This window comes from Cupriavidus sp. GW823-FHT07A04 (assembly GCF_058794615.1).
Genome location: NZ_JBXAHA010000019.1, coordinates 59,087 through 82,103, shown reverse-complemented (window position 1 = coordinate 82,103; position 23,017 = coordinate 59,087). Strand labels below are relative to the sequence as shown.

22 protein-coding genes are annotated in these 23,017 nt (G+C 65.4%); 5 read left to right on the top strand and 17 right to left on the bottom strand.

Features of this window, described 5'->3' with window-relative positions; genetic code table 11:
• Positions 1 to 2 precede the first annotated feature (2 nt).
• From flhC to AC1Q7Q_RS29345, 7 genes are all read right to left on the bottom strand, one after another.
• On the bottom strand, positions 3 to 608 hold the full coding sequence (flhC, locus tag AC1Q7Q_RS29375) for a flagellar transcriptional regulator FlhC (protein WP_043357029.1): 606 nt from the start codon (positions 606 to 608) through the stop codon (positions 3 to 5).
• Positions 605 to 922 (bottom strand): flagellar transcriptional regulator FlhD, encoded by a 318-nt coding sequence (gene flhD / locus AC1Q7Q_RS29370; protein WP_006162633.1) that lies wholly within the window; start codon positions 920 to 922, stop codon positions 605 to 607. The genes flhC and flhD overlap by 4 nt, the downstream gene beginning before the upstream one ends.
• Before the next feature lie 409 nt (positions 923 to 1,331).
• A complete protein-coding gene (locus AC1Q7Q_RS29365; protein ID WP_492371337.1) occupies positions 1,332 to 2,066 on the bottom strand; it encodes a DUF4088 family protein in 735 nt (244 codons plus the stop codon).
• Between the two features lie 50 nt (positions 2,067 to 2,116).
• Positions 2,117 to 3,940: a methyl-accepting chemotaxis protein gene (locus AC1Q7Q_RS29360; protein ID WP_492371336.1), complete on the bottom strand. Its 1,824-nt coding sequence runs from the start codon at positions 3,938 to 3,940 to the stop codon at positions 2,117 to 2,119.
• Between the two features lie 152 nt (positions 3,941 to 4,092).
• A complete protein-coding gene (locus AC1Q7Q_RS29355; protein WP_492371335.1) occupies positions 4,093 to 5,733 on the bottom strand; it encodes a methyl-accepting chemotaxis protein in 1,641 nt (546 codons plus the stop codon).
• Positions 5,734 to 5,778: 45 nt separating this feature from the next.
• The gene (locus tag AC1Q7Q_RS29350) at positions 5,779 to 6,255 is read right to left on the bottom strand and encodes a chemotaxis protein CheW (protein WP_492371334.1); all 477 of its coding nucleotides are present in this window, start codon (positions 6,253 to 6,255) and stop codon (positions 5,779 to 5,781) included.
• 168 nt (positions 6,256 to 6,423) lie between these two features.
• The gene (locus AC1Q7Q_RS29345; RefSeq protein WP_492371333.1) at positions 6,424 to 6,807 is read right to left on the bottom strand and encodes a response regulator; all 384 of its coding nucleotides are present in this window, start codon (positions 6,805 to 6,807) and stop codon (positions 6,424 to 6,426) included.
• Between the two features lie 344 nt (positions 6,808 to 7,151).
• On the opposite strand from AC1Q7Q_RS29345, the gene AC1Q7Q_RS29340 reads away from it, so the two are divergent.
• The gene (locus AC1Q7Q_RS29340; RefSeq protein ID WP_492371332.1) at positions 7,152 to 7,904 is read left to right on the top strand and encodes a hypothetical protein; all 753 of its coding nucleotides are present in this window, start codon (positions 7,152 to 7,154) and stop codon (positions 7,902 to 7,904) included.
• A gap of 71 nt (positions 7,905 to 7,975) precedes the next feature.
• Here AC1Q7Q_RS29340 and AC1Q7Q_RS29335 read toward each other — a convergent pair whose 3' ends face one another.
• The 3 genes from AC1Q7Q_RS29335 to AC1Q7Q_RS29325 all read right to left on the bottom strand — a co-directional run bounded on the left by AC1Q7Q_RS29335 (position 7,976) and on the right by AC1Q7Q_RS29325 (position 12,611).
• The gene (locus AC1Q7Q_RS29335; RefSeq protein ID WP_492371331.1) at positions 7,976 to 9,937 is read right to left on the bottom strand and encodes a putative bifunctional diguanylate cyclase/phosphodiesterase; all 1,962 of its coding nucleotides are present in this window, start codon (positions 9,935 to 9,937) and stop codon (positions 7,976 to 7,978) included.
• A 132-nt stretch (positions 9,938 to 10,069) separates the two neighbouring features.
• On the bottom strand, positions 10,070 to 11,821 hold the full coding sequence (locus AC1Q7Q_RS29330; RefSeq protein ID WP_492371330.1) for a methyl-accepting chemotaxis protein: 1,752 nt from the start codon (positions 11,819 to 11,821) through the stop codon (positions 10,070 to 10,072).
• A 184-nt stretch (positions 11,822 to 12,005) separates the two neighbouring features.
• Positions 12,006 to 12,611, bottom strand: a complete 606-nt coding sequence (locus tag AC1Q7Q_RS29325; protein WP_492371423.1) for a flavin reductase family protein — start codon at positions 12,609 to 12,611, stop codon at positions 12,006 to 12,008.
• A gap of 346 nt (positions 12,612 to 12,957) precedes the next feature.
• On the opposite strand from AC1Q7Q_RS29325, the gene AC1Q7Q_RS29320 reads away from it, so the two are divergent.
• Positions 12,958 to 13,263 (top strand): H-NS histone family protein, encoded by a 306-nt coding sequence (locus AC1Q7Q_RS29320; protein WP_043357044.1) that lies wholly within the window; start codon positions 12,958 to 12,960, stop codon positions 13,261 to 13,263.
• Between the two features lie 196 nt (positions 13,264 to 13,459).
• Here the strand turns inward: AC1Q7Q_RS29320 and galE are convergent, their stop codons facing one another.
• Positions 13,460 to 14,479 carry a UDP-glucose 4-epimerase GalE gene (gene galE, locus AC1Q7Q_RS29315; RefSeq protein ID WP_492371329.1) on the bottom strand — a complete coding sequence of 340 codons (1,020 nt, stop codon included), beginning with the start codon at positions 14,477 to 14,479 and terminating at the stop codon, positions 13,460 to 13,462.
• A gap of 185 nt (positions 14,480 to 14,664) precedes the next feature.
• Positions 14,665 to 15,690, bottom strand: a complete 1,026-nt coding sequence (locus AC1Q7Q_RS29310) for a tyrosine-type recombinase/integrase (protein WP_492371422.1) — start codon at positions 15,688 to 15,690, stop codon at positions 14,665 to 14,667.
• A 385-nt stretch (positions 15,691 to 16,075) separates the two neighbouring features.
• Here AC1Q7Q_RS29310 and AC1Q7Q_RS29305 point away from each other — a divergent pair, with 385 nt between their 5' ends.
• Both AC1Q7Q_RS29305 and AC1Q7Q_RS29300 read left to right on the top strand, forming a co-directional pair.
• On the top strand, positions 16,076 to 16,456 hold the full coding sequence (locus AC1Q7Q_RS29305) for a nuclear transport factor 2 family protein (protein WP_220810808.1): 381 nt from the start codon (positions 16,076 to 16,078) through the stop codon (positions 16,454 to 16,456).
• 67 nt (positions 16,457 to 16,523) lie between these two features.
• Complete coding sequence (locus AC1Q7Q_RS29300; protein WP_174424123.1) at positions 16,524 to 17,525, top strand: NAD(P)H-dependent flavin oxidoreductase; 1,002 nt, start codon at positions 16,524 to 16,526, stop codon at positions 17,523 to 17,525.
• 115 nt (positions 17,526 to 17,640) lie between these two features.
• Here the strand turns inward: AC1Q7Q_RS29300 and AC1Q7Q_RS29295 are convergent, their stop codons facing one another.
• The gene (locus AC1Q7Q_RS29295; protein ID WP_150993161.1) at positions 17,641 to 18,186 is read right to left on the bottom strand and encodes a PadR family transcriptional regulator; all 546 of its coding nucleotides are present in this window, start codon (positions 18,184 to 18,186) and stop codon (positions 17,641 to 17,643) included.
• Positions 18,187 to 18,497: 311 nt separating this feature from the next.
• Between AC1Q7Q_RS29295 and AC1Q7Q_RS29290 the strand changes: the two genes are divergently transcribed.
• On the top strand, positions 18,498 to 18,719 hold the full coding sequence (locus AC1Q7Q_RS29290) for a hypothetical protein (protein ID WP_416051513.1): 222 nt from the start codon (positions 18,498 to 18,500) through the stop codon (positions 18,717 to 18,719).
• A gap of 233 nt (positions 18,720 to 18,952) precedes the next feature.
• On the opposite strand, the gene AC1Q7Q_RS29285 is transcribed toward AC1Q7Q_RS29290, so the two are convergent.
• The 4 genes from AC1Q7Q_RS29285 to AC1Q7Q_RS29270 form a co-directional block, all read right to left on the bottom strand.
• Positions 18,953 to 19,972, bottom strand: coding sequence for a Bug family tripartite tricarboxylate transporter substrate binding protein (locus AC1Q7Q_RS29285; RefSeq protein WP_150993157.1), 1,020 nt, complete (start codon positions 19,970 to 19,972; stop codon positions 18,953 to 18,955).
• A 125-nt stretch (positions 19,973 to 20,097) separates the two neighbouring features.
• Entirely contained in the window at positions 20,098 to 20,829 is a 732-nt protein-coding gene (locus AC1Q7Q_RS29280) for an SDR family NAD(P)-dependent oxidoreductase (RefSeq protein ID WP_043357057.1), read from the bottom strand.
• A 223-nt stretch (positions 20,830 to 21,052) separates the two neighbouring features.
• Positions 21,053 to 22,255, bottom strand: a complete 1,203-nt coding sequence (gene pcaF, locus AC1Q7Q_RS29275) for a 3-oxoadipyl-CoA thiolase (protein WP_174424128.1) — start codon at positions 22,253 to 22,255, stop codon at positions 21,053 to 21,055.
• A 98-nt stretch (positions 22,256 to 22,353) separates the two neighbouring features.
• Positions 22,354 to 23,001: a 3-oxoacid CoA-transferase subunit B gene (locus AC1Q7Q_RS29270; RefSeq protein WP_492371328.1), complete on the bottom strand. Its 648-nt coding sequence runs from the start codon at positions 22,999 to 23,001 to the stop codon at positions 22,354 to 22,356.
• Positions 23,002 to 23,017 lie beyond the last annotated feature (16 nt).

The following is a 23,017-nucleotide window of genomic DNA, read 5'->3' as shown; positions in this document are numbered from 1 at the left end:
AGTCAGGCGACAGCTTGCGCTGGTGCGATGTCCTTCGAGAGCTTCTTGGCTTTGCCAGCACGCGAGGGCGGACGGCACAGGCTGCATACGAAATTCGCATGCGGCTCGTACGCGTGCGCAACGAAACGCCCGCCGCAGCAGGTGCAGCTGGAAAGCTGCAGCATGTTGCTCTCGAAAAACCGTACTAACGTCCAGGCACGGGTGAAACTTAAGACAATTTCGCTTTCGAGCAGCGATACGTGCTCAAGATAGAGCCGATAGGCTGCCACCACGCCGCGGATGCCAACCGTCTCGCCCTGCTGGACCATGAACTGATAGGCCGAGAAGAACAGCGAGGAATGGATGTTTGGCAACCAGGTGGTGAACCAGTCGGTCGAGAAGGGCAGCATGCCCTTGGGCGGCGAGGCGCCGCGCAGCTCCTTGTAGAGGCGGATCAGGCGATCGCGCGAGAGCGTGGTCTCGGCTTCGAGGACTTGCAGGCGCGCACCCAGGCCGATCAGCTCAATGGCGAGCTGGGTCTGGTTGGCATCCTGCAGGACGCTCTTGCGATTGGGGACGGGAGTGGCCGTGGTACTCCGGGCTGACGGGGCCTGCAGGAGCGCGGTCAATTGAGCGACTCCACGGGCTGCCGTGCGAGCAGGATCGCAGCATGGATCTGCTGCATATCATGGCTCTTGGCCGTATGGGTGAGTGTCGACAGCAAGGCATGGTCGTCGAACCGAAAACGGCATAGGACCATGTTTGATGCTGCCAGTTTGACAAGCTGGGCCGGTGTCAACTTGGCGAGAATGTCGGCAATTTCCTTGCTGACGCCAAGCCTGAACATGGCTTCCAGATGATTTTCGCGCACCAGGCGTTGCGCGAGCAGCAGATAGGCGAGATTGACCTCCCTGATCTCCTGGAGAACTTCACTGCTTTCCAATTTTTCCCCGCTACCAAAAGCCCTTCGACCGCTTGTCCGGCGCTTACCCGCAGCCGAAGGCTGAAGGCGACCAGATCGTTTGAGTGCGTGTTCGACGGGTACTGCGTACGACTACGGAACTGCGCTTGGTCAGACCTATCTGAAACGTTACAAATGTTACAGAGTGTAAGTGCGACTGACAGTGTTATATCGGCAATTTGAGCAGACTGCCAATCCCCTCTTACGTTGGGGTACAGCAATGTCGCATGAAACATACATGGGATTCAAAGTTTGTAACAGACATCTCCTTGTCATGTGATTTGCATCAAAACTGTTACGCGTATGTAACAGAGGAAAAGCTCTAAAATGGCGCGTTAGGTCATCCCGCCCGAGGGTGTACTAGTCGCATTCCTCTATTGACGGGTCGGTCTCACTGCACTAGGACCCTGCGCAGCCATGCCGCCACCCGTGCGAACAGGTCGTCGGGCTCTTCGCGGAACAGATGCGGGCAGGTTTGCTCCACCTGCTCCATCACGCGTGCAGCCTCTTCGGCACTCACAGTGCCATAGTCCATCGATAGCCCCAGCAACGCACGCAACTCGCCCAGCCGCGAGCGTGCCGTGCCTGCGGTGCGCTCAGTCTGCACCATGTACATGAGGTCGTAGACCCGGCGGCGCAGGCTTTCCGCGACGCGCCATGCCGGTGTCTGCATCTGCTCCTCAAGCGTGCGGATATCCACCGCCGAGGTGGCCAGCTGGGATGCCAGGGGATCGGTAAAGGCCAGGTCGGCCCCGGCGTCCTCCAGAATCTGCCGGGACCAGTCACGGGCGTGCGCAAGGCGTTCCTGGGGCGTCCACTCGTAGCGCACCGCTAGGCCATAGCCATAGCGCTGCGCGTCGCGCATCAGGGTCGCCATGGCATTGGGCAACTGCTTGTTGAACACGCGCTTGGCCCAGGCGTATTCCCCACCCGAGAGCAGCCGCGTGACGGCACGCTCGGTCAGCGGGCCGTCATGGTGAAGCAGGCGCGCCCGCAGGAAATCATCGAAGCCGGGCGGCGTGAACTCGTTGTCCAGCCCGGTCGAGAGCTTGACGAAGTGCTCGAACTCGGCACGCAGCTTGGCCGCGGCTTCTTCGGGCAGCGCCAGGGTGATTTCAGTAGTCATGATATGCAGATCCGGCTATGCCGCTGACGGTGGGAGCACCTTGCTCGCCGTCAGAAAGCGCTCCAGTCGCCGCTTTCCGAGGCAACCAGGGCTGCGGGACGCGCGGCGCGCGCCGTAACCGGCGCAGGCATATCACGTCCGCCCTCGCGCTCATCCTTGTCCACCGGCGCGGGCTCGGCATGACTGGACTCTTCGTGGCGGGAGGCCGGTGCCGACGGCTCCATGCGCTTGGGCTTGGCCTTGGGCGCAGCGATCACCTTGGGCTGCGGCGCTTGCACGCGCGAGCCGGCAAAGGCATCCGTTTCGGCCAGGCGGAAACTGGCTACCGAGGATTGCAGGCGCGTGGCCTGGTCTTCCAGGGAACCGGCGGCAGCCGCGGCCTGCTCGACCAGCGCCGCGTTTTGCTGCGTCACCTCGTCCATTTGCGCCACGGCCTTGTTGACCTGCTCGATGCCCGAGCTCTGCTCGGCGGACGCCGCGCTGATCTCGCCCATGATGTCTGTCACGCGCTTGACCGCCTGCACGATCTCACCCATGGTGTGCCCGGCCTGGCCCACCAGCGTCGAGCCGTTGTCCACCCGCGCCACCGTGTCGCCGATCAGGCCCTTGATTTCCTTGGCCGCGTTCGCGCTGCGCTGCGCCAGGCTGCGCACCTCGCCTGCCACCACCGCAAAGCCCCGGCCTTGCTCGCCGGCACGCGCGGCTTCCACTGCCGCGTTCAGCGCCAGGATATTGGTCTGGAAGGCAATGCCTTCGATCACACCGATAATGTCGACGATCTTCTTGGAGGCATCGTTGATCTCATCCATAGTCTTCACCACGCGGCCCACCACTTCGCCACCCTTGACCGCGGTCTCGGAGGCGTTGGCTGCCAGGCCGCTGGCCTGCCGCGCGTTGTCCGCGTTCTGGCGCACCGTGCTGGTCAGCTCTTCCATGCTCGATGCGGTTTCTTCCAGCGAGGCCGCCTGCTGTTCGGTGCGCTGCGACAGGTCGCTATTGCCCGCGGCGATCTCACGCGAGGCGGATGCGATCGATTCCGCGGAATCCTTGAAGTCACGCACCATGGCCGAGAGTTGCTGCTGCATCTGCCGCATGGCGTGCAGCAGGCTGTCCTTGTCGCCCGCACGCAGCTTCACGTCGGCCGAAAAGTCACCCTCGGCGATACGCGAGGCAATATCCACCGCGTAGGCCGGCTCGCCGCCCAGCTGGCGCGACAGCGTACGGGCCAGGAAGGCGCCCAGCAGCACGGAGACGGCCAGGCCGCCCAGCACCAGGCCCAACATCCACAGGCGGGAGCTTTCGTAGACGCCACGTGCTTCGTCCATGTTGGCCAGCGCGCGATCGTCGCGTCGCTTGACCATCTTTGCCATCACGTCTTCGAGCGCGCGGCTATCCTTGATCAGGTCGGCGCTTTCGCTAAAGACCTGGCTTTCAAACTGCGAGGTATCGAGCGGCTGCTTGCTGACGAGCGCCACATACTTGCCCAGGCGCTCACGGTAGGCCGGCAGCAGGGTGTCGAATTGCTTGACGAGGGCGATCCCCTCGGGCTGGCCGAACGCCGGGCGCGCACGCTTCATGCTCTCGTCCAGCAGGACCAGCGACTTTTCGATCTGCTCCTTCTCTGCGGCGCGCTCGCCCATGGTCGAAGCCGACAGCAGCGCAATCTGCGCGCGGCTCGAATAGAGCAGGTCGATGTTGCCGCTCTGCACCGCCTTGAGCGCCTGCAGGTCGCCGTGATAAATCCGGCTGGTCCAGTCCGTCATGCGTCCCATATTGATGACGCCCAGCAGACCCATCACCGCGCCGATAAGCGACACGACCAGAAAGCCAACGACCAGCTTGGTCGTGACGCGGAGCTGATTGAACCATTGCATGCAGACTACCTCTTTTTTCTGAATGACTTGACCGGGGCCTCATCTGTCCGCTGCCGGCGGGTTGCCGGCAGTGCGCACGACAGGCGCTACTTCTTTTTCTAGAACACGCTTTCAGGCCGATTGCCTCGACACTGCTTGATCTCTTTCTCTTTTCAGGCTTGCGCCAGATGCAGCGCATCGCCCTGACGGGCACGCACCGGCCGTGCTTCAGGGCGCAAGCTGACGCGGAAGGTGGCTACCGCATCGCGCAAGCGCCCGGCCTGGTCTTCCAGTGCGCCGGCCGCGGCCGCGGCCTGCTCCACCAGTGCCGCGTTCTGCTGTGTCACCTCGTCCATCTGGGCCACGGCCTTGTTCACCTGCTCGATGCCCGAGCTCTGCTCGGCGGACGCCGCGCTGATCTCGCCCATGATGTCCGTCACGCGCTTGACCGCCTGCACGATCTCGCCCATGGTCAGCCCGGCCTGGCCCACCAGTGCCGAGCCGTTGTCCACCCGTGCCACCGTGTCGCCGATCAGGCCCTTGATTTCCTTGGCCGCGTTCGCGCTGCGCTGTGCCAGCCCGCGCACCTCTCCCGCCACCACCGCGAAGCCCCGGCCCTGTTCGCCGGCCCGCGCGGCTTCCACCGCCGCGTTCAGCGCCAGGATATTGGTCTGGAAAGCAATGCCTTCGATCACGCCGATAATGTCGACGATCTTCTTCGATGCACCGTTGATGTCGTCCATGGTCTGCACCACGCGGCCCACCACTTCGCCGCCCTTGACGGCAATCTCGGAGGCGTTGGCTGCCAGGCCGCTGGCCTGCCGCGCGTTGTCCGCGTTCTGGCGCACCGTGCTGGTCAGCTCTTCCATGCTCGATGCGGTTTCTTCCAGCGAGGCTGCCTGCTGTTCGGTGCGCTGCGACAGGTCGCTGTTGCCCGCGGCCACCTGGCGCGTGGCCGTGGAAATGCTCGCCATGCCCTCCTGGATCTCGCCCACCACCGACAGCAAGCTGCGCTGCATCGTGCGCATGGCACGCGCCAGCGCCCCCACCTCGTCGCTCGCGCGGTAGTCCAGGCGCGTGGTGAGATCGCCCGCGCCCATGCGCAAGGCAAAGTCGAGCATGTCCTGCACCGGCCGGTTCACGCGTGCCAGCAGCAGCGTGCCGCCGATAAAGGATGACGCGACCGCCAGCCCGAAACCGCCCCACAACCAGGGCCGCAACTGGCTCGTGGCTTCTGCCCCGGCCAGCGCCTCGAAGGCCAGCAGCGCCGCGAGGAACCACACCAGGCCCGCCGCCTGCGACAGCAGGATGCGCCGCTTGAGCGTGATCTTGCCCAGGCGTGCCGGCAGCCCCGCCAGGCCCCTGCGTACCACGGCACCATCGCGCACGGCCAGGCCCGAGCCGCCGCCCTCGCGCAGGCGTGCGTAAGCGGCGCCTGCTGCCTCGACCTGCTCGCGCTGCGGCATCGAACGCACCGAGGTATAGCCCACCAGCTGGCCGTCGACGACCGTGGGTGTCACCGTGGCACTGACCCAGTAGAAATCACCGTCCTTGCGGCGGTTCTTGACGATGCCGACCCACGAGCGTCCGGCCTGAATGGTCTTCCACAGGTCGGCGAATGCCTCCGGCGGCATGTCCGGATGGCGGACCAGGTTGTGCGCGGCGCCGAGCAATTCCTCGGCCGCGAATCCGCTGGCCTCGATAAAGGCGCGGTTGGCGAACGTGATGCGACCCTTCAGGTCGGTCCTGGAGATCAGGTAATCGTCTGCGGAGAGCTTGTACTCTCGGGAGGTAACGGGTTGATTATTTCGCATGAATGGAAGACTGCATGGATCGGGCTCTCGCTACGTGCGGCCGCCTCAGCTGGCCGCGGCTGCCTCGATGGCCGCGAGTTCTTCGGTGTCTAGCAATTTCTCGATGTCGACGAGGATCAGCATGCGGCTTTCGACCGAGCCGATGCCGCGGATGTAATCCGTCTCGCCGGAGAGCTGGGGTGCCTGCCGGATCTGGCCCGGCGCCAGCGTCAGCACGTCGGACACACCGTCGACCACGATGCCGGTGGTGCGATCGTGCAGGTCGGCGATGATCACGACCGTGTACTGGTCGTAGTTGACCTTGTCCTGGCGAAACTTGATGCGCAGGTCGATGATCGGGACGATGATCCCGCGCAGGTTGACCACGCCCTTGAGATAGGCGGGCGCATTGGCAATCTGCGTGACGTTCTCATAGCCACGGATCTCCTGCACCTTGAGGATGTCGACGCCGTACTCCTCGCCGCCCAACCTGAACGCGAGGAACTCTTCCCCCGCGCCCTCTGTCTTGTTCCCGGCTTTCATTTGCTGGCTCCCGCTGCAATGACCGGCCATGCGGCGCTGCCAAAGCCGCAGCCGGCCCGCCCGCGGGCGGGCAGCCAGGCCGAGACTCAGCCTGCGACGAGGCACGAATATCGTTTACCTCTTAACGGCAGTCCTGGACGTGACTGAAGGGCAACAATGCCAAGGCATTTACCCTACCTTGGAGGGGTCTAGCAGCGCATTCACGGCTTCCATCAACTGATCCGGATCGAACGGCTTGGCCAGGAAGCCGGACGCGCCGGCCACGCGAGCCTGCTCGCGCACCTGGCTGTCGGCCTCGGTGCTCAGCATCAGCATCGGGATGGCGGCATAGGCAGGTTTCGCACGCAGCGTGCGGATCAGGGTCAGGCCGTCCGTTCCCGGCATCACCTGGTCGGTCACCAGCATGCCGAAGTCAGCGTCGAGGGCCAGCGCCAGCGCCTCGTCGCCGTCGGCGGCTTCGGACACGGCGTAGCCCCCCGCGCGCAGGCAGGCGCCGATCATGCGGCGCAAGGAGGGAGAATCATCGACGACTAGAATATGAGGCAAAGACATAGCGGCTCCGTTGACAGCACGATGGTGAGTCCACAAGCCGGGGTTCTGGCACGGTGGACCGATGTTCCTGCGGACGGGGCTGCGGTGTGCGGCGATGCGCGACTGGCGTGGCCGGTGCAAACAACGCCCCTTTGGGGCATATCGGCAGCGGCGGCCGAATCCGTAGCACGGTTGCGTCGATCGGCGGGATTTGTGGCATTTGTTACCCCACGAGCATGGGGTGCATCTGGCGGCGGCGGGTGGGCATACTACGGCCTCGCCGTAAAATGGCCCGCGCACCGGCGGGCCATGGCACGCCTGCGCTACCCGCGACTGAGGCACTGCAATACCATCGGAACGTGATCATGTCGAACTTGCCAGGCCCGCAGTGGAGCAAACGGGATACCCCTGACCCGCGCCAACCCGACAAGCTCACCGTCTTCGTCCAGGGCGCCCCGGACGCATTGCTGGCGTCGCTGCCGGATTTTGGTGGATGCCTGCACTGGGTATCGCGGCGCCCGCGCCAGCCGGCCGATGCGCAGCTTGTGATCGTGGAGCGGCAGATCAACGCTACCACCGCCCAACGCCTGCGCTCCCTGCGCCATCCCGATCGCCTTGTGCTCACATTGCTGGTCGACGGCCTGCCACATGCCGCCAGCGGCTGCGGGCCCATCGTGCCGACCACCGCCGAGGCGCTGCCGCATACCCTGCAGCTGCTGGCTTCAGTGCTGTTCGCGCCGGTGCTCAGCGACGGGCCCATGCCTCTGAACTGGCGGGACGTGCAGACCGTGGCCAATCGCGACGCCATTGGCCTGCCCTTGCACCTGGACACCAGCAGCGAGGCCGGCATGTCGGATGAGCTGCTGATGCAGCTGGCGCGCTTTCATGGCCGCACGCGGATCGAGCCGGAGGCGCTGCTGGCGAGCATCTACCTGCCGCGCGGGCTGCCGTCGCTGGTTAGTTGCAGCCAGCAGTTGCGCCGGCTTGGGGCCGTTACAGGGCATCATTGCGAGACCCGGTTTGCCTTGCTGGTGCCTGAGAGCGGGCGGTTTACCCGGCTTTTGGCGTTGTTTCCGCCTGGAGGCGCGTTACCGGAGCCGTTCACGCCCAGAAAGTGAGGTTTGACGGCGAGGCGTCATTCGCCCGAATCGCCCGAATCGCCCGAATCGCCCAAATCGGCCGATTCTCCTCACGCTCCCGATAACAAATTGGCAAACGTGACCGGGTCCAAGGGATGCGACAGCAAGTACCCCTGCGCCTCGTCACACCCCATCCCCGCCAGGATATCCAGTTGCGAATGCGACTCCACGCCTTCGGCCACCACCCGCATCTTCAGCTCGTGCGCCAGCGCCACCATCGACCCGACAATGGCCCTGCCCTGCGCATCGACATCCAGCCCGCCAATCAAGGTCCGATCGATCTTCAGCGTCCCGACCCGCAAGCGCTTGAGATAACCGAGGCTTGAATAGCCACTGCCAAAGTCGTCCAGCGCCACGTGGATGCCCAGCGCCTGCAGCTCCAGCAGCGTCTCCAGCGATTGGGCGATGTCCTTCATCGCCGCGGTCTCGGTGATCTCGAGCGTGACAGCCGATGGCGGGATGTCATGCTGGTGGATCTGCTCGAGCAGGTACTGCGGGAAGTCGCGGCTGGCAAAGCGCAAGCCGGAGACGTTGATGGCCACCGGCACCACAGGGATGCCGTCGTCCTGCCACTGTCGGATCTGCCGGCAGACCGTGGCGATCACCCAGTCGTCGAGCTTGTCGATCTGGCCGGACTGCTCCGCCACCGTGATGAACTCGGCGGGATTGACCTGCCCCAGGGTCGGATGGCGCCAGCGGCATAGGGCCTCGGCGCCGATCACGGTACGCTGGCGCACGTCGAACTTCGGTTGGTACTGCAAGGCCAGGCCATCGTCCTGGATGGCCAGCCACAGGTCGCGGCGGATCACCCGCATGCGCCGGGCGCGTTCACCGGCTGCCGAGTTGAATACGCGCACCTGGTTCGAGCCGCTCTCGCGCGCCTCGCTCAGGCTCACGCGTGCCGCCTGCATCAGGGCCTCGGAGGTTTGCGCATCGCGCGGGTAGATGGCAATGCCGATGTTCACGCCGATCTGCATCTGCAGGCCACGCGCGGCCACGAACTCCGCGAGCGAGCCCAGCAGGCGCGCGCCCAGCTCATTGGCGCGGCTCTGGTGCACCATCTCCGGCACGCCGACCGCGAATTCGTCCCGCGCCAGGCGCGCCAGGAAGTCGTGCGGCTCCAGCGCTGCCTGGGCCAGCGCCCCGGCATCCTGTGCCAGGATATCGTCGGCGCGCACCTCGAAAACCTCATCGACCTCGCGAAAATCGGCGATATGCACCAGCAGCACGGCGCAGCTGGTCTCGGCCAGGCGCGCCTGGGCGATCGACTGGTCGAGCCAGCGCGCAAAGCCGGTGCGGTCCGGAAGGTCCGTGCTGACGCTGTACTCCCCGACCGTGCCATGCCCGCGCGCGGTCGCTCGCACGGTCAGGCGGCCCGGGATACGGCCACGGCGCCGCATCGGCACCGTCGGCCCACCGCTGCCGGCGATGCCACCGGTACCGGCCGGATGGTCCTCGAACATCTCGTCCAGCGCATGGCTCTGCGGGCTTGCGAAACTGCCGCTGCTGGCCAGCCGCCATCCGGGCAAGTTGGCGCGGCGCAGGGCGAAGAATCCCAGCGGCAGCAAAAGCAGCGCGCCCGCCGCCATCCAGGCCGGCGGCATGAACCTGCCGGGATCCAGGCACAGGGCGGACGGGTGCGGGGCCTCGCCGCACAGGGTGCTCAGGCGCATGCCGGCAGCCACCACCACGCCGGCGCCGGCCAGTGTCATCGCCAGCGCAGCACCACGCAGTGGCACGTTGCGGCGCAGCCAGGGAAAGGCAAGCGTGAGTGCGGTCGTCGCGGCGAGTGCCACCGCGGCCTGCGACACGTCGTGCGTGACGCGCAGGCTGCCGGAACCCAGCGCAACCCATAACGGCAGGCCTACGGAAGCAGGGGAGAGCAGCAAGACCGCCCATTGCAGCGACCGGGCCGGCCCGCTAGGCAGCTCCCGGTCCGGCTTGGCTGCACGTATCCCCAACCCGACCGCGAGGCCGGATAGGGCAGCGAGCAGCAGAAGGCTAGCACTCATGTCAATAAGGAAGCTGCGCAAAAATTGGGGGCGATGGCGCGACGATCCAGGCGATGCGGGCGCAAAACCCGCATCATCGCATCACACGCGCTTCCCCGGTGATGAAAACGGCGGCAAACGTTCAACCATGGCTCAGAACGCGCTCCAGTCGTCGCCGCCAGCGTTGGCCGTAGCCATCGCCGGGGCGGCCGGACGTGCCGCGCGTGCCTGACGCTGGACCGGCGTGCGCGGACGCGCCGGCATGGCCGGCTGGCGCCCGGGTGAACTGCTCGCCGCGGCCTTGGCGGCCACGGGCGGGCGCGTCGCCGGCGGCTGCGCTGCCATCACGTGGCTGCCGGAAAGACGGAACACCGACACCACGCCATTGAGCTTCTGCGCCTGCTCTTCCAGGGCGCCGGCTGCCGCCGCGGCCTCTTCCACCAGCGCGGCATTCTGCTGGGTGACCTGATCCATCTGCGTGACCGCCTGGTTGACCTGCTCGATGCCGCTGGTCTGTTCCTGCGTGGCCGCGCTGATCTCGTTCATGATGTCGGTGACGCGCTTGACCGCGTTGACAATCTCGCCCATGGTCTGGCCGGCTTCGGCGACCAGCTTGGTGCCGCTTTCCACGCGCTGGCCGGATTCGCTGATCAGCGCCTCGATCTCCTTGGCGGCGGCGGCCGAGCGCTGCGCCAGGGTGCGCACCTCGCCTGCCACCACCGCGAAGCCGCGGCCTTGCTCGCCGGCACGCGCGGCTTCCACCGCGGCATTCAGCGCCAGGATGTTGGTCTGGAAGGCAATGCCTTCGATCACGGCAATGATCTCGACCACCTTGCGTGACGAGCCATTGATCTCGTTCATCGTATCAACCACGCGGCCCACCACGTCGCCACCCTTGAGCGCGATCTGCGAGGCATCGGTGGCCAGCACGCCGGCCTGGCGCGCGTTGTCCGAATTCTGGCGCACGGCCGAAGTCAGCTCTTCCATGCTGGCGGCGGTCTCCTCCAGCGACGAGGCCTGCTCTTCGGTACGCTGCGACAAATCGAGATTGCCGGTGGCGATCTGCTGCGTGGCCGAGGCGATCGAGTCGGTGCCGCCGCGCACCTGCGAGACGATGTTCGACAGGCTTTCCTGCATGGCGACCAGTGCCTGCATCATGCGGCCCACCTCATTGCGCGACACATTGGTGATACGCGAGGTCAGGTCACCCGCTGCGATACGCTCGAAGACCGCCAAGGCCTCCTCCACCGGCCGGACGATGGCCCGCTGCAGGGTGGTCGTGCACAGCGCGGCCACCACCAGGCCAAAGGCGATCAGCAGGAAGCAGAGCACGCGCACATGCCGGAAGCCAGCTTGCGCGTCATTGAAATTGGACTCGCCGGTACGGTACTGGAATGCCTGCAGTGCCTCGTAGGCCGTTGCCATGCTGCGCTGCAGATCGGGCAAGTCTTTCTTGGCAACCTTGAGTGCCGCGTCCGCGTTGTTCTCCTTCAAGGCTTTTTGCAGGGGCAGGATGCCCTTTTCCATGAATTCCTGGCGCTTGCGGCCAAACTCGGTGGCCAGTGCCTTTTCTTCAGCGTCCTGCGGTAGCGCAGAGTATCGCTTCCAGGCCGCCTCGGCACTGTCGACGAATACCATCGAACGGTCCACCACCGCCTTGGCATCATCTCCCTCTCCCGGCATGACGCCGCGATCGAGGGCCAGGCGCATGCGCGTCATGCCAAGCATGGCCTCGCCCAGCGCTTGCGAGGAGGCTAGCTGGTTGCCATAGGTTTCCTGAAGCGCCTCGTTGCTGTGCGACATGCCATACAGGCCAACGCCGCCAACCAGCATCAGAAGAAGCGACAACATTGCCATTGCGCCGCGCAGCAGAGTTTTGATCTGGATATTGTTATGGAAAGACATGAAGCACCCGATACGGTAAGGAATGCGCAAGGCCTCCACCGGCCCCGGCCCGGCGGATCGACACCCCAGCGACCCGCTCAGGGCAGATAACGGCGGTGCCCCGCGATTCCTTGAGCCGGGTGCCGTGCCCGCCACGCCAGACCGCTCATGGCGGGACGGCCGCGGCGCAGCGCCCTCGCCCTGCTCATTCGCGCTCTCCTGGCGCTACCTGAAAACCCTCTCCCGTGGCAAAAAAAGCGCCACCAGCCAGATAGTGCATTGAGCGGCACTCAGCGTCCGGAAAATGCCATCTACCCTCTGAAAATGCAGCGGAGTCTGCCCACGCGGCCACCACTTCCGCGATGAACAAGTCGTAGCGGCCAGCCACGGCTGGCTCGGGAATGACGCGGCACTCCAGCCAGGCGAGGCAGCCGGCCACCAACGGCGCGGCAATTTCCGCCGCCGCGAACGTGGACAGTCCCGCAGCGGCGAATTTGTCCTGCTCGCGGCCGGAACGCGAGCCCACTGCCAGCGTGGCGGCAGCCTGCCCACGCGCGGGTATGTTCAGCGCGAATTCACCGCAGGCATCCACCAGCTCGCGCGTGAGCGTGCTGGCGTCGATCACCACCGCCACTTTCGGTGGCTGGAAATCCAGCGGCATGGCCCAGGATGCCGCCATCACGTTGCGCCGGCCAGCATGGGCGCTGGTGACCAGCGTCACCGGGCCGTGATTCAGCAGGCGATAGGCTTTTGCCAGCTCTACGGGGACGCGCCGGGAAGCGGCGCCGACGTTAATCGAGTCGTCAAGCATGTCGGATACGGATGAAGGTTCGCTCAAACTGAAATCGGATCGGCATTGTTGCAGCAAAAGCACTTTATGACCCTCGCCATTACGAGGGGAAGGGTTATTGCGCAGCGCGAGTGTAAAAAACCGAATCTGCGCCACGCATGGATTTCGGCGAGCCGCCAAAGTGGGCACCACGCCGGAAAATCCGGCCCCATCGATGACCGGCGACCTGCGCGGAAGTTCATTAATTAGATGGAGCAGATGATTTATCAGAATTCTCCCCATCGGGGTTAAAAGCGTTTGCAGGATCGCTTGCGGCCGTTATAATTCATCCGGTTCATCATGCTCACCCAGTAAATCGAGGCTCGTAATGGCGACTTATCAGGAAATTGTTCAGAAAATCAGCGAACTTCAAAAGCAGGCCGAGGAAATCAAGGCCCGCGAGCAGGCTTCCGTCATCGCCGATATTCGCCAGAAAATCGACCAATATGGACTGACCGCGGACGACCTTGGCTTCGGCACCAAGCCCGCCGCCGGCAAGAAGGCAACCCGCAAGGTACCGGTTCGCTATCGCGACAGCGCAGGCAATACCTGGACTGGCCGCGGCAAGCGTCCGGGCTGGCTGACCCAGGCCCTGGCCGCGGGCAAGACCATCGAGGACTTCCTGATTCGCTAAAGTCGGGCGCAACGCCGGGCATGGCGGCCGACTGCGCCGCGAGCCCGCAGGACTCCTGAAGACGGCCGGGCATTTGCCCGGCCGTCTTTATTTCCTGCTGCCCTGTCCTCGCCTCGACACGCCGGAGAAACCGGGCACGCAGATAACGGATGCGCGCCCCGCTTGCCTACGTGCCCGCGCGTCCGCGCCAGGCAGCTTAGCCGGCAAACCCCAGCGGGTTCATCGACTGCCAGCGCCAGGAATCCTCGCACATGCGATCGATGTCGTGCTGCGCGCGCCAGCCGATCAGCTGTTGCGCCAACGCGGGGTCGGCGTAGCACGAAGCGATATCGCCAGGGCGGCGGTCCCCGATCACGTAGGGCACCGGGCGCCCGCTGGCGCGCTGGTAGGCCGCGACCACTTCCAGCACGCTGTAGCCCCGGCCCGTGCCGAGATTGACCGTCAGGCACTGCTGCTGGTCACGCAGGTAGACCAGGGCCGCAAGGTGGCCGGCTGCCAGATCGCAGACGTGGATGTAATCGCGTACACCGGTGCCGTCGACCGTGGGATAGTCGCCACCGTGCACCTGCAGCTTCTCGCGGCGCCCGCCGGCGACTTGCGCCACATAAGGCATCAGGTTGTTCGGCACACCACCCGGGTCCTCCCCGATCAACCCGCTTTCGTGCGCGCCCACCGGATTGAAATAGCGCAGGTAGGCGATACGCCAGGCGGGATCCGACAGTTCCAGGTCACGCAGGATCTGCTCGCTCATCAGCTTGGTCTGGCCATACGGATTGGTCGCCGACAGCGGAAAGTCCTCCAGGATCGGCACCGCATGCGGATTGCCATAAACGGTGGCGGAAGAGCTGAACACCAGTTGCTTCACGCCAGCCGTGTTCATGGCCGAGCAGAGGGTGAGCAGGCCATTGAGATTATTGTCGTAATAATCCAGCGGTTTGCTGACCGATTCCCCCACCGCCTTGAGTGCCGCGAAATGAATCGCGCCCGAGATCCGGTGTTCGGCGAACAAACGGTCCAGCAAAGCGCGGTCCCGCACGTCGCCTTCGACAAAATGCGGGCGCTGGCCGGTAATCTGCGCAAGACGCTCGACCACGACGCGATTGCTGTTGCAGAGATTATCCAGGCCGATCACGTGATAGCCGGCCTCGAGCAAGGCGACCCAGGTGTGCGAGGCGATATAACCGGTGGCTCCCGTGAGCAGCAAGGTTTCAGACATAGCGATTCATCAAATAGTTGTGAAAAGAGACGTAACAGGCGCCAGGACAGGGCGCACGATGCAACAAGCGAAATCCATGCTTCAGGCTGCAATATCGCGGCGCTGTCCTGGCGGGCGGCAGGCACGCCCCGCCAGGGTTGCCCGCATCGGATCGAAACAGATTGAAATAGGTTGAAAGAGGGCGGCTAAGCATAGCAGGCCACATCTGTCGCGCCTGTGTCACCGGCACGGCGCACCGGTTTCAGCCCTGCACGTGCCTGCCAGGCCTCAAAAGCGGCACGCAAGCGCCAGCCGGACTCCAGGTCGCGCATGCCGAGACACTGCGCCACCTCGGCCGGGCCGGCTCCGGCCTCGAAATGCAGTGCGCCGCAGGTATTGCGCAGCGTCTGCGGCGACGCGCGCTCGCTGCGCCCCGCCAGCACGCCAGCCTCGTCGAGCAGGATCTCCACACGGCGGTATAGCGAGGCCGCGTGCAAGTGCCGCCCGCTTGGCATGGCCGGAAACACCAGGTTGCCCAGCGTGCCGGTACGGGAGCGGATTTCCATCCAGGCCAGCAGCGCCGCCCGCGCGAAGGCAAAGACCGGCGCCTCGTACGCGCGGCCGTTGTCGGCGCGCACCAGGCGCAGCCTGGCGGCGTCCTCGGCGATGCTGTCGATGCCCAGGCCGCGCGCTTCGCCCACTTTCAGGCCGGCGCCCAGCAACACGGCCACCAGTGCGGTGTCGCGGGCGCGCTTCCATTGGGTGGCCGACAGCGCGGCGCCGTCCTGCCCGGCCGCCAGGGCCGCCGGTGCCAGCACGCGGGCAATCAGGGCATCGCGCTCGGCGGGCAGCAAGAAGGCGGTCGGATCGTTCTCGCCTTCGGCGAGGTGAGCGCGCACCGCCTGGCTGGCCGGGTTGTGCAAGCCGTCCTGCAATAGCGATAGATGGTGGAAGACACGCTCGATCAGCCGCGTGTAGCGGTAACGGTGATGCTTGTGCAGATCCTGCTCGTCGAGGAAGGCCCCGATCTGCTCCGCCGACCAGGACAGCGGCGCCAAGCCGCGCTCGCCCGACCAGCGCAAGAGCTTGCCCCACATCGCGCGGTACACCACAGCCGTGCCATGGCGAAAACCGTGGCTGGCCAGCCAGCCATCGAAGGCTCGCTCGGGCTGCTTCCGCCAGGCCTCCAGGTCCGCATCGAACAGGTCGGGGGATGGCCCGTTGGCGCTCATGTCAGTACTCACTCGCGCTCCTGCATTGGTTTTCGGCAATGCCGCTATTGTAGACAAGTCGCCACAAAAGACAGAGTTCGTTTGACCGCTGCCCAAGCACGGGCGGGCCTCATCCGGCAATCCGGAACGCACCGGTTCCTGCCCTCGCAACGTCAGGCCATTGCATTTGCCGTCGTCTGCTGCTACCTTTCACACATCGCTATGCAACCAGTTGCATAGCGATGTGCAAGCCGCCGCTGCCGTAGCCCCTGAGGGGCCACGGGCAAGCGTTGCGCAGCGTGCCGCAACGGGCGACTCCCACGCCCTCGGCCCAACCGGAGGAGACACCGTGACCCAAGCAACCTTGTCAGCGGCGGCGCAGGCCTCGCTAGCCATCTGGCACCGCATGATCGCCACCCATTCCATGTCCGACCTGGACAGCATCGTGGCGGACGAAGTGGTTTTTCACTCGCCCGTCGCCCACACGCCGTACCCGGGCCGCGTTGCCCTGCGCATGGTGCTGGAATCCGTCAACCAGGTGTTCCAGGACTTCCGCTACCACCGCACGTTTGTCAGCGACGACGGGCGCAGCGTGGTGCTGGAGTTCAGCGCGACGGTCGATGGCAAATCCGTCAAGGCCATCGACATGATCCGTTTTAACGACGCCGGCAAGATCGACGACTTCGAAGTCATGGTCCGCCCGAAGAGCGGCCTGGACGCGCTCGCCGCCGCCATGGGCGCCCGCCTCGCCAGCCAGAAATCCGTGTTGCAGGGCGCCAGCGCCTGAGCGCATCGCCGTTTCCCGTATCCCGTACCCCTATCCGTTCCACTGTATTCACTCTCGCAGAAACGCCATGTCACTTCCCGCCATTCTCCAGAACCGTCTTTCGCTGCCGGTGGTTTGCTCGCCGCTGTTCATCATCTCCAACCCCGACCTGGTGATCGCCCAGTGCAAGGCCGGCGTGGTCGGCTCCTTCCCGGCGCTCAATGCGCGCCCTGGCCCGGTGCTCAACGACTGGCTGGACCGCATCACCACCGAGCTGGCCGAGCACGACGCCAAGCATCCGGACCGCCCGTCGGCACCGTTCGCGGTCAACCAGATCGTGCACAAGTCCAATGACCGGCTCGATCACGACCTGGAACTGTGCGTGCGCTACAAGGTGCCCATCGTCATCACCTCGCTGGGCGCGCGCAAGGAAGTCAACGATGCCGTGCACTCCTATGGCGGCATCGTGCTGCACGACATCATCAACAACACGTTCGCACGCAAGGCCATCGAGAAGGGCGCCGACGGCCTGATCGCGGTCGCCTCGGGCGCAGGCGGCCACGCCGGCGTGCTGTCGCCGTTTGCGCTGCTGCATGAAATCCGGGAGTGGTTCGACGGCCCGCTGCTGCTGTCGGGCGCCATCGCCAGCGGCGACGGCATCCTCGCGGCGCTGGCCGCAGGCGCCGACCTGGCCTATGTGGGCTCGGCCTTTATCGCCACCGAAGAGGCCAACGCGCAGGCCGGCTACAAGCAGATGATCGTCGACAGCACGGCGTCGGACATCGTCTACTCGAACCTCTTTACCGGCGTGCACGGCAACTACCTGCGCCAGAGCATCGTCAATGCCGGGCTCGATCCGGAAGCGCTGCCGCAATCGGATCCGTCCAAGATGAACTTCGGTTCGGGCAGCGCCAAGGCCTGGAAAGACATCTGGGGCGCTGGCCAGGGCGTGGGCGCCATCAAGCGCGTGGTGCCGGCCGCCGAACTGGTGCGCCGCTTTGCGGAGGAATACGCGCTGGCGCGCCGCCGCCTTGGGCTGGCCCCGGCAGCGGCTTACGCCAACGGCGCGACGGCGGCCGACCTGGCCTGAGCGCGTTGTTGACGGTGGCCAGCGCGCCGCAGCGCCTGGCCACCTGTCCGATCCCCCTATTGGCGCCCGTTTCCACGCATTTCCCATCCGCCGGGCGCGATCGCCCGGCGCGACTTCAGGCCGCGTCGTCCTGCTTATCCAGCAGCGGCAACAATTCCTCGGCCCACGACACCCAATCCTCTTCATACCGGATGCCGCGCTTGAGCAGGGCGTGCTGCACCTGTTGCGCGCGCGTGGGCTGCGCGGCGGAGAAATCGCGCCGCTCGATCTGGCGATAGGTCTCGAGCCGCTCGCGGTGCAGGCCGATCAGCCGCGCCATCTCCGGCCTCAGCCCGAGCGGGCCCACGACAGCATCGGCGCGCAGCTTCACCAGGATTTCATCTCGCACGTCCAGGCCGGCGGTAGGCGCCAGCACCCAGCGCGCCAGTTCGTCGCGCCCTGGCGGCAGCACGAAGTAGACCTTCTTGCGATTCCTGGCGTCACCCTCCCCCTCATCCGCGGCAATCCAGCCGTGCTCGGCCATGCGGCCCAGCTCCCGATAGATCTGCTGATGCGTCGCATGCCAGAAATAGCCGATGGAGCGGTCGAAGCGGCGAGCCAGCTCGTAGCCGGAAGACGGTTTTTCCAGAAGGGAGGTCAGGAGTGCGTGCTGAACGGACATGCGGGAAGCGTGACGTGGAGGCCGGTCGCCCGGTGGCGGCATATGGCTGCCGCCATGGCTTTGGGTGGCGAGCGCCTATGGTAGCGCAAAGCCCGGCCCCGCCAGGGCTGCTGCCCACGGATACCGCCAATTTCCGGCTGTTGGACACACGAAAAATGACAAGGCAACGACAACGCTGATGCAGATCTAAAAAATGCTAAATAGCATTTTTCGGCAGGGTGCAATACATTTGCAGACATAGTCATTCCGCATGCCTGTTGCCGGTTCTCGGCCACGGCACAGCCATGCCAGTCATTCACCAGGAGCGGTCCATGCCAGGACGAACAGATTTCGCCGAAGACCGGGATGTCCCGTGGGAGGCCGATGGGCCCCAAGCCGCCAGCCAGCCCGCGTCGGCTACAACGATGCCCGTGTACTACCGCCTGCCGGATACGCCGGACGGGCACCATATCAAGGAGTACGCCAGCGGCTTGCGTCAGCTGGTGCGTTTTGTGGGCGTGGAAGAACAGGTTGTCAAGTACAGCCTGGCCTGACGGCTGATGCGCCGCGTGCGCCGTGCACCGTCTCCTGCCAATGTTTCCCCCCTGTCTCCTCCTGCCCTGTGTGTGGGCCAGGATTGGGCCCGCAACCTACCGCGGGCTTTTTTCTGCCCTGAGCGCGTCCACACATCAAGCGCACGTAAAAAGGCCGACCCCGAAGGGCCGGCCTTTTTACTGTCATCGGCCCGGGCCAGAAGTTCGGGCCGGGGCAACCGTGCGGGGATCGATCAGTCCACCGTGGCGCCCGAAGCCTTCACCACCTTGGCCCACTTGGCGGTCTCGGTCTTCATGAAAGCGGCCAGTTCGGCCGGCTTCTCGGGATGCGGCTCCGCGCCCTGGTCGGCCATCTGCTTCTTCACTTCCGGCATGGCCAGGATCTTCACCACTTCCGCATTCAAGCGATCGACGATCGGCTGCGGCGTGCCGCCGGTGGCGTACAACGCGAACCAGGAAGTCGCTTCATAGCCCGGCACGCCGGATTCGGCCACGGTCGGCACGTTCGGCAGTGCCGGCGAGCGCTTGGCCGAGGTCACGGCGATAGCGCGCAGCTTGCCGGCCTTCACGTGCGGGTACGACGACGGCATGTTGTCGAACATCAGGCCGATCTGGTTACCCAGCAGGTCGTTGACCGCCGGGGCGCTGCCCTTGTACGGGATGTGCTGGATATGCAGGCCGGTCATCGAGTTGAACAACTCGCCCGACAGGTGCATCGACGAGCCGCTGCCCGACGAACCGTACGACAGCTTGTCCGGGTTGGCCTTGACGTAGGCGATCAGTTCCTTGACGTTGTTGACCGGCACCTTGGGGTTCACCACCACAATGTTCGGCACCATCGCCACGCGCGAGATCGGCGCGAAATCCTTGACCGGATCGAACGGCAGCTTGGAGTAAAGCGACTGGTTGATGGCATGGGTACCGATGGTGCCCATGAACAGGGTGTAGCCATCGCCCGGAGCCTTGGCCGCGATCGATGCGCCGATGTTGCCGCCCGCGCCCGGACGGTTGTCGATCACCACCGGCTGGCCGAGCGCCTTGCCCAGTTGCAGGCCGACGATGCGCGCCAGGATGTCGGTGGTGCCGCCGGCCGAGAACGGCACGATCATGGTGATCGGCTTGGTCGGATAGTTGCCTTGCGCGTAGGCTGCGCTGGTCATGCCGCCGAAGGTGGCGGCCAATGCCACACCGGCAGCCAGCAGGCGACGGCGCGCGCTGTTGTGCGGGGTGCGAGCTTGGGAATGGGATTTCATGTTTGCTCCAGGATAAATCGCTGTAAGCCCGCGCTTGTGGCGCGGGTCATCTTTTTTAGTTTTCTACGGACTAAATGCTGCGGCGTGATGACGGGTGCGCGCTTTGCACCGGTCACGCCGCGGGACTACACGGGTGCGACGCCGAGGGTGGTGCCACCGCACACATAAAGCACCTGGCCGGTCACGAAGCCGTTCTCCGGCGACAGGAAGAACATCGAGGCGCGAGCCACGTCTTCCGGCGTGCCCATGCGCTTGACCGCGATGCTGGCGAGGATCCGCTTGGTCTGCTCGCTGCCTTCGGGGTTGCTCTTGCGGAACAGGTCGGTCGCAATCGGGCCAGGCGCCACGGCATTGACCGTGATGCCGTCGCCGCCGAGTTCCATCGCGAGCGTGCGGGTCATGCCGATCAGGCCGGCCTTGGTGGCGGAATACACCACGCGTTCCGGCTTGCCCAGCGCCGCGCGCGAAGCCATGTTCACGATGCGGCCAAAGCGTGCCGCGCGCATGGCGGGCAGGCAGGCCTGGGTCAGCAGCAGGGTGGCCTGCAGATGCAGGCCAACCACATAGTCCAGGTCTTCGACGCGCGCCGTGTCGGCCGTGCCGGGGCGGGTGGCGCCGGCATTATTGACCAGCCGGGTCACGGCAAAGCGCGAGGTCACCTGCTCGGCCGCGGCGCGGGTCGCGTCGGCATTGGTCAGGTCGGCCTGGACAAACGTCATGTTGGGATGGGACCAGGCGGGGGCGACATAGTCGACATTGACCACCTGGGTCACGCCATCGGCCAGCAGCATTTCGCTGATGGCGCGGCCGATACCGGAACTGGCGCCGGTAACGAGCGTGGCAACGGGAAGGGACATCACATACTCCGACCGGCAAGGGGCACCGGGTCATGCTGAAGAGGATGCGACGAGAGCCGGCGAGCCAGTCGGCCCTGTCGCGCTGCTTCTTTGCGTTGGGAAACTTCATCAGCCTGCACTTCCACCGGGTACTAACGGCAGCCGCGCGGCAATCTTTAGCGCACGGCGCCCGCGAGCCGAAACCCGCGGGCGCCCAGGCGTCAAACGGTCAGGCAGCTGACGATCAGACCCGCTCGATCACCATAGCGATGCCCTGGCCCACGCCGATGCACATCGTGCACAGCGCGTAGCGGCCGCCGGTGCGGTGCAGCTGGTACATGGCGGTGGTCACCAGGCGGGCGCCGCTCATGCCGAGCGGGTGGCCCAGCGCGATCGCGCCGCCATTCGGGTTGACGCGTGCGTCGTCGTCGGCCACGCCGAGTTCGCGCAGCACGGCCAGGCCTTGCGCGGCGAACGCTTCGTTCAGCTCGATCACGTCCATCTGGTCGATGGTCATGCCGAGTTGCTTGAGCAGCTTTTGCGAAGCCGGTGCCGGACCAATGCCCATCACGCGCGGCGCCACGCCGGCGGTTGCCATGCCGACGATGCGAGCCTTGGGCGTCAGGCCGTGCTGGCGGGCCGCGGCTTCGCTGGCGAGCAGGATGGCGCAGGCGCCGTCGTTCACGCCCGAGGCATTGCCGGCAGTCACGGTGCCATCGGCGCGAACCACGCCGCGCAGCTTGCCCAGCGCTTCCATGCTGGTGGCACGCGGGTGTTCGTCGCGGTCCACAACCAGCGGGTCGCCCTTCTTCTGGGCGATCGTCACCGCGGTGATTTCCTGCGCCAGCGTGCCGTCGGCTTGCGCGCGCGATGCCTTTTCCTGGCTGCGCAGGGCCATCAGGTCCTGGTCTTCGCGGCTGATCTTGTAGTCGGTGGCAACGTTCTCGGCGGTCTCGGGCATCGAGTCCACGCCGTAAGCCGCGCGCATCGCCGGGTTGATGAAGCGCCAGCCGATGGTGGTGTCGAAAATCTGCGCATCGCGCGAGAAGGCGCTGGTGGCCTTGCCCATCACGAACGGGGCGCGGCTCATGCTTTCCACGCCACCAGCGAGCATCAGGCCGGCTTCGCCGGACTTGATCGCGCGCGCGGCGGTGCCGGTAGCGTCCATGCCAGAGCCGCACAGGCGGTTGATGGTGGCGCCCGGTACGCTTTGCGGCAGGCCGGCCAGCAGCAGCGACATGCGCGCTACGTTGCGGTTGTCTTCGCCGGCCTGGTTGGCATTGCCGTAGATCACGTCGTCAATGGCGGACCAGTCCAGGTTCGGGTTGCGTGCCATCAGGGCCTTGAGCGGCACCGCGCCCAGGTCGTCCGGGCGAACGCCGGACAGGCTGCCGCCGTAGCGGCCGATGGGGGTACGGATGGCGTCGCAGATGAAGGCTTCGGTCATGGTTGTCTCTCTCTTGCTTGTTCGTGATCGTGAAAACGGGAGGCTTGCAAGCGTGCTCGCCGGGGCTCGCCCCGCCGGTCAGGCCAACACTCAGGCACTCAGGCAGAAGCGCCCTGCTTGAGCGGCACGCCGGTCAGGCGTTGCAGTTCGTCGAAGGACAGGCCTTCAACCAGGTCGCGCGCCACCAGCCCGTCGGACGTGACGTCGATGGTCGCCAGATCGGTATAGATGCGCGTGACGCAGGTCATGCCGGTCAGCGGATACGTGCATTCCGCCACGATCTTGCTCTCGCCCTGCTTGGTCTGGTGTTCCATCATCACGAACACCTCCTTGGCGCCGATCGCCAGGTCCATCGCGCCGCCCACGGCGGGGATCGCGCCCGGCGCGCCGGTATGCCAGTTGGCCAGGTCGCCCTTCACCGAGACCTGGAAAGCCCCCAGCACGCAAAAGTCGAGGTGGCCGCCGCGCATCATGGCGAAGGAATCGGCATGGTGGAAATACGAGCCGCCCGGCTTGATCGTGACCGGCTGCTTGCCGGCGTTGATCAGGTCGCCGTCTTCTTCGCCGGCGGGGGGTGCCTTGCCCATGCCAAGCAGGCCGTTCTCGCTGTGCAGCAGGATTTCACGGTCGGCTGGCAGGTGATTGCCAACCAGGGTGGGCAGGCCGATGCCGAGATTGACCACGGCACCGTCGGGAATGTCTTTGGCCACGCGGGCGGCCATCTGATCGCGGGTCAGGCGTTGCATATTCTGAATCTCCTTG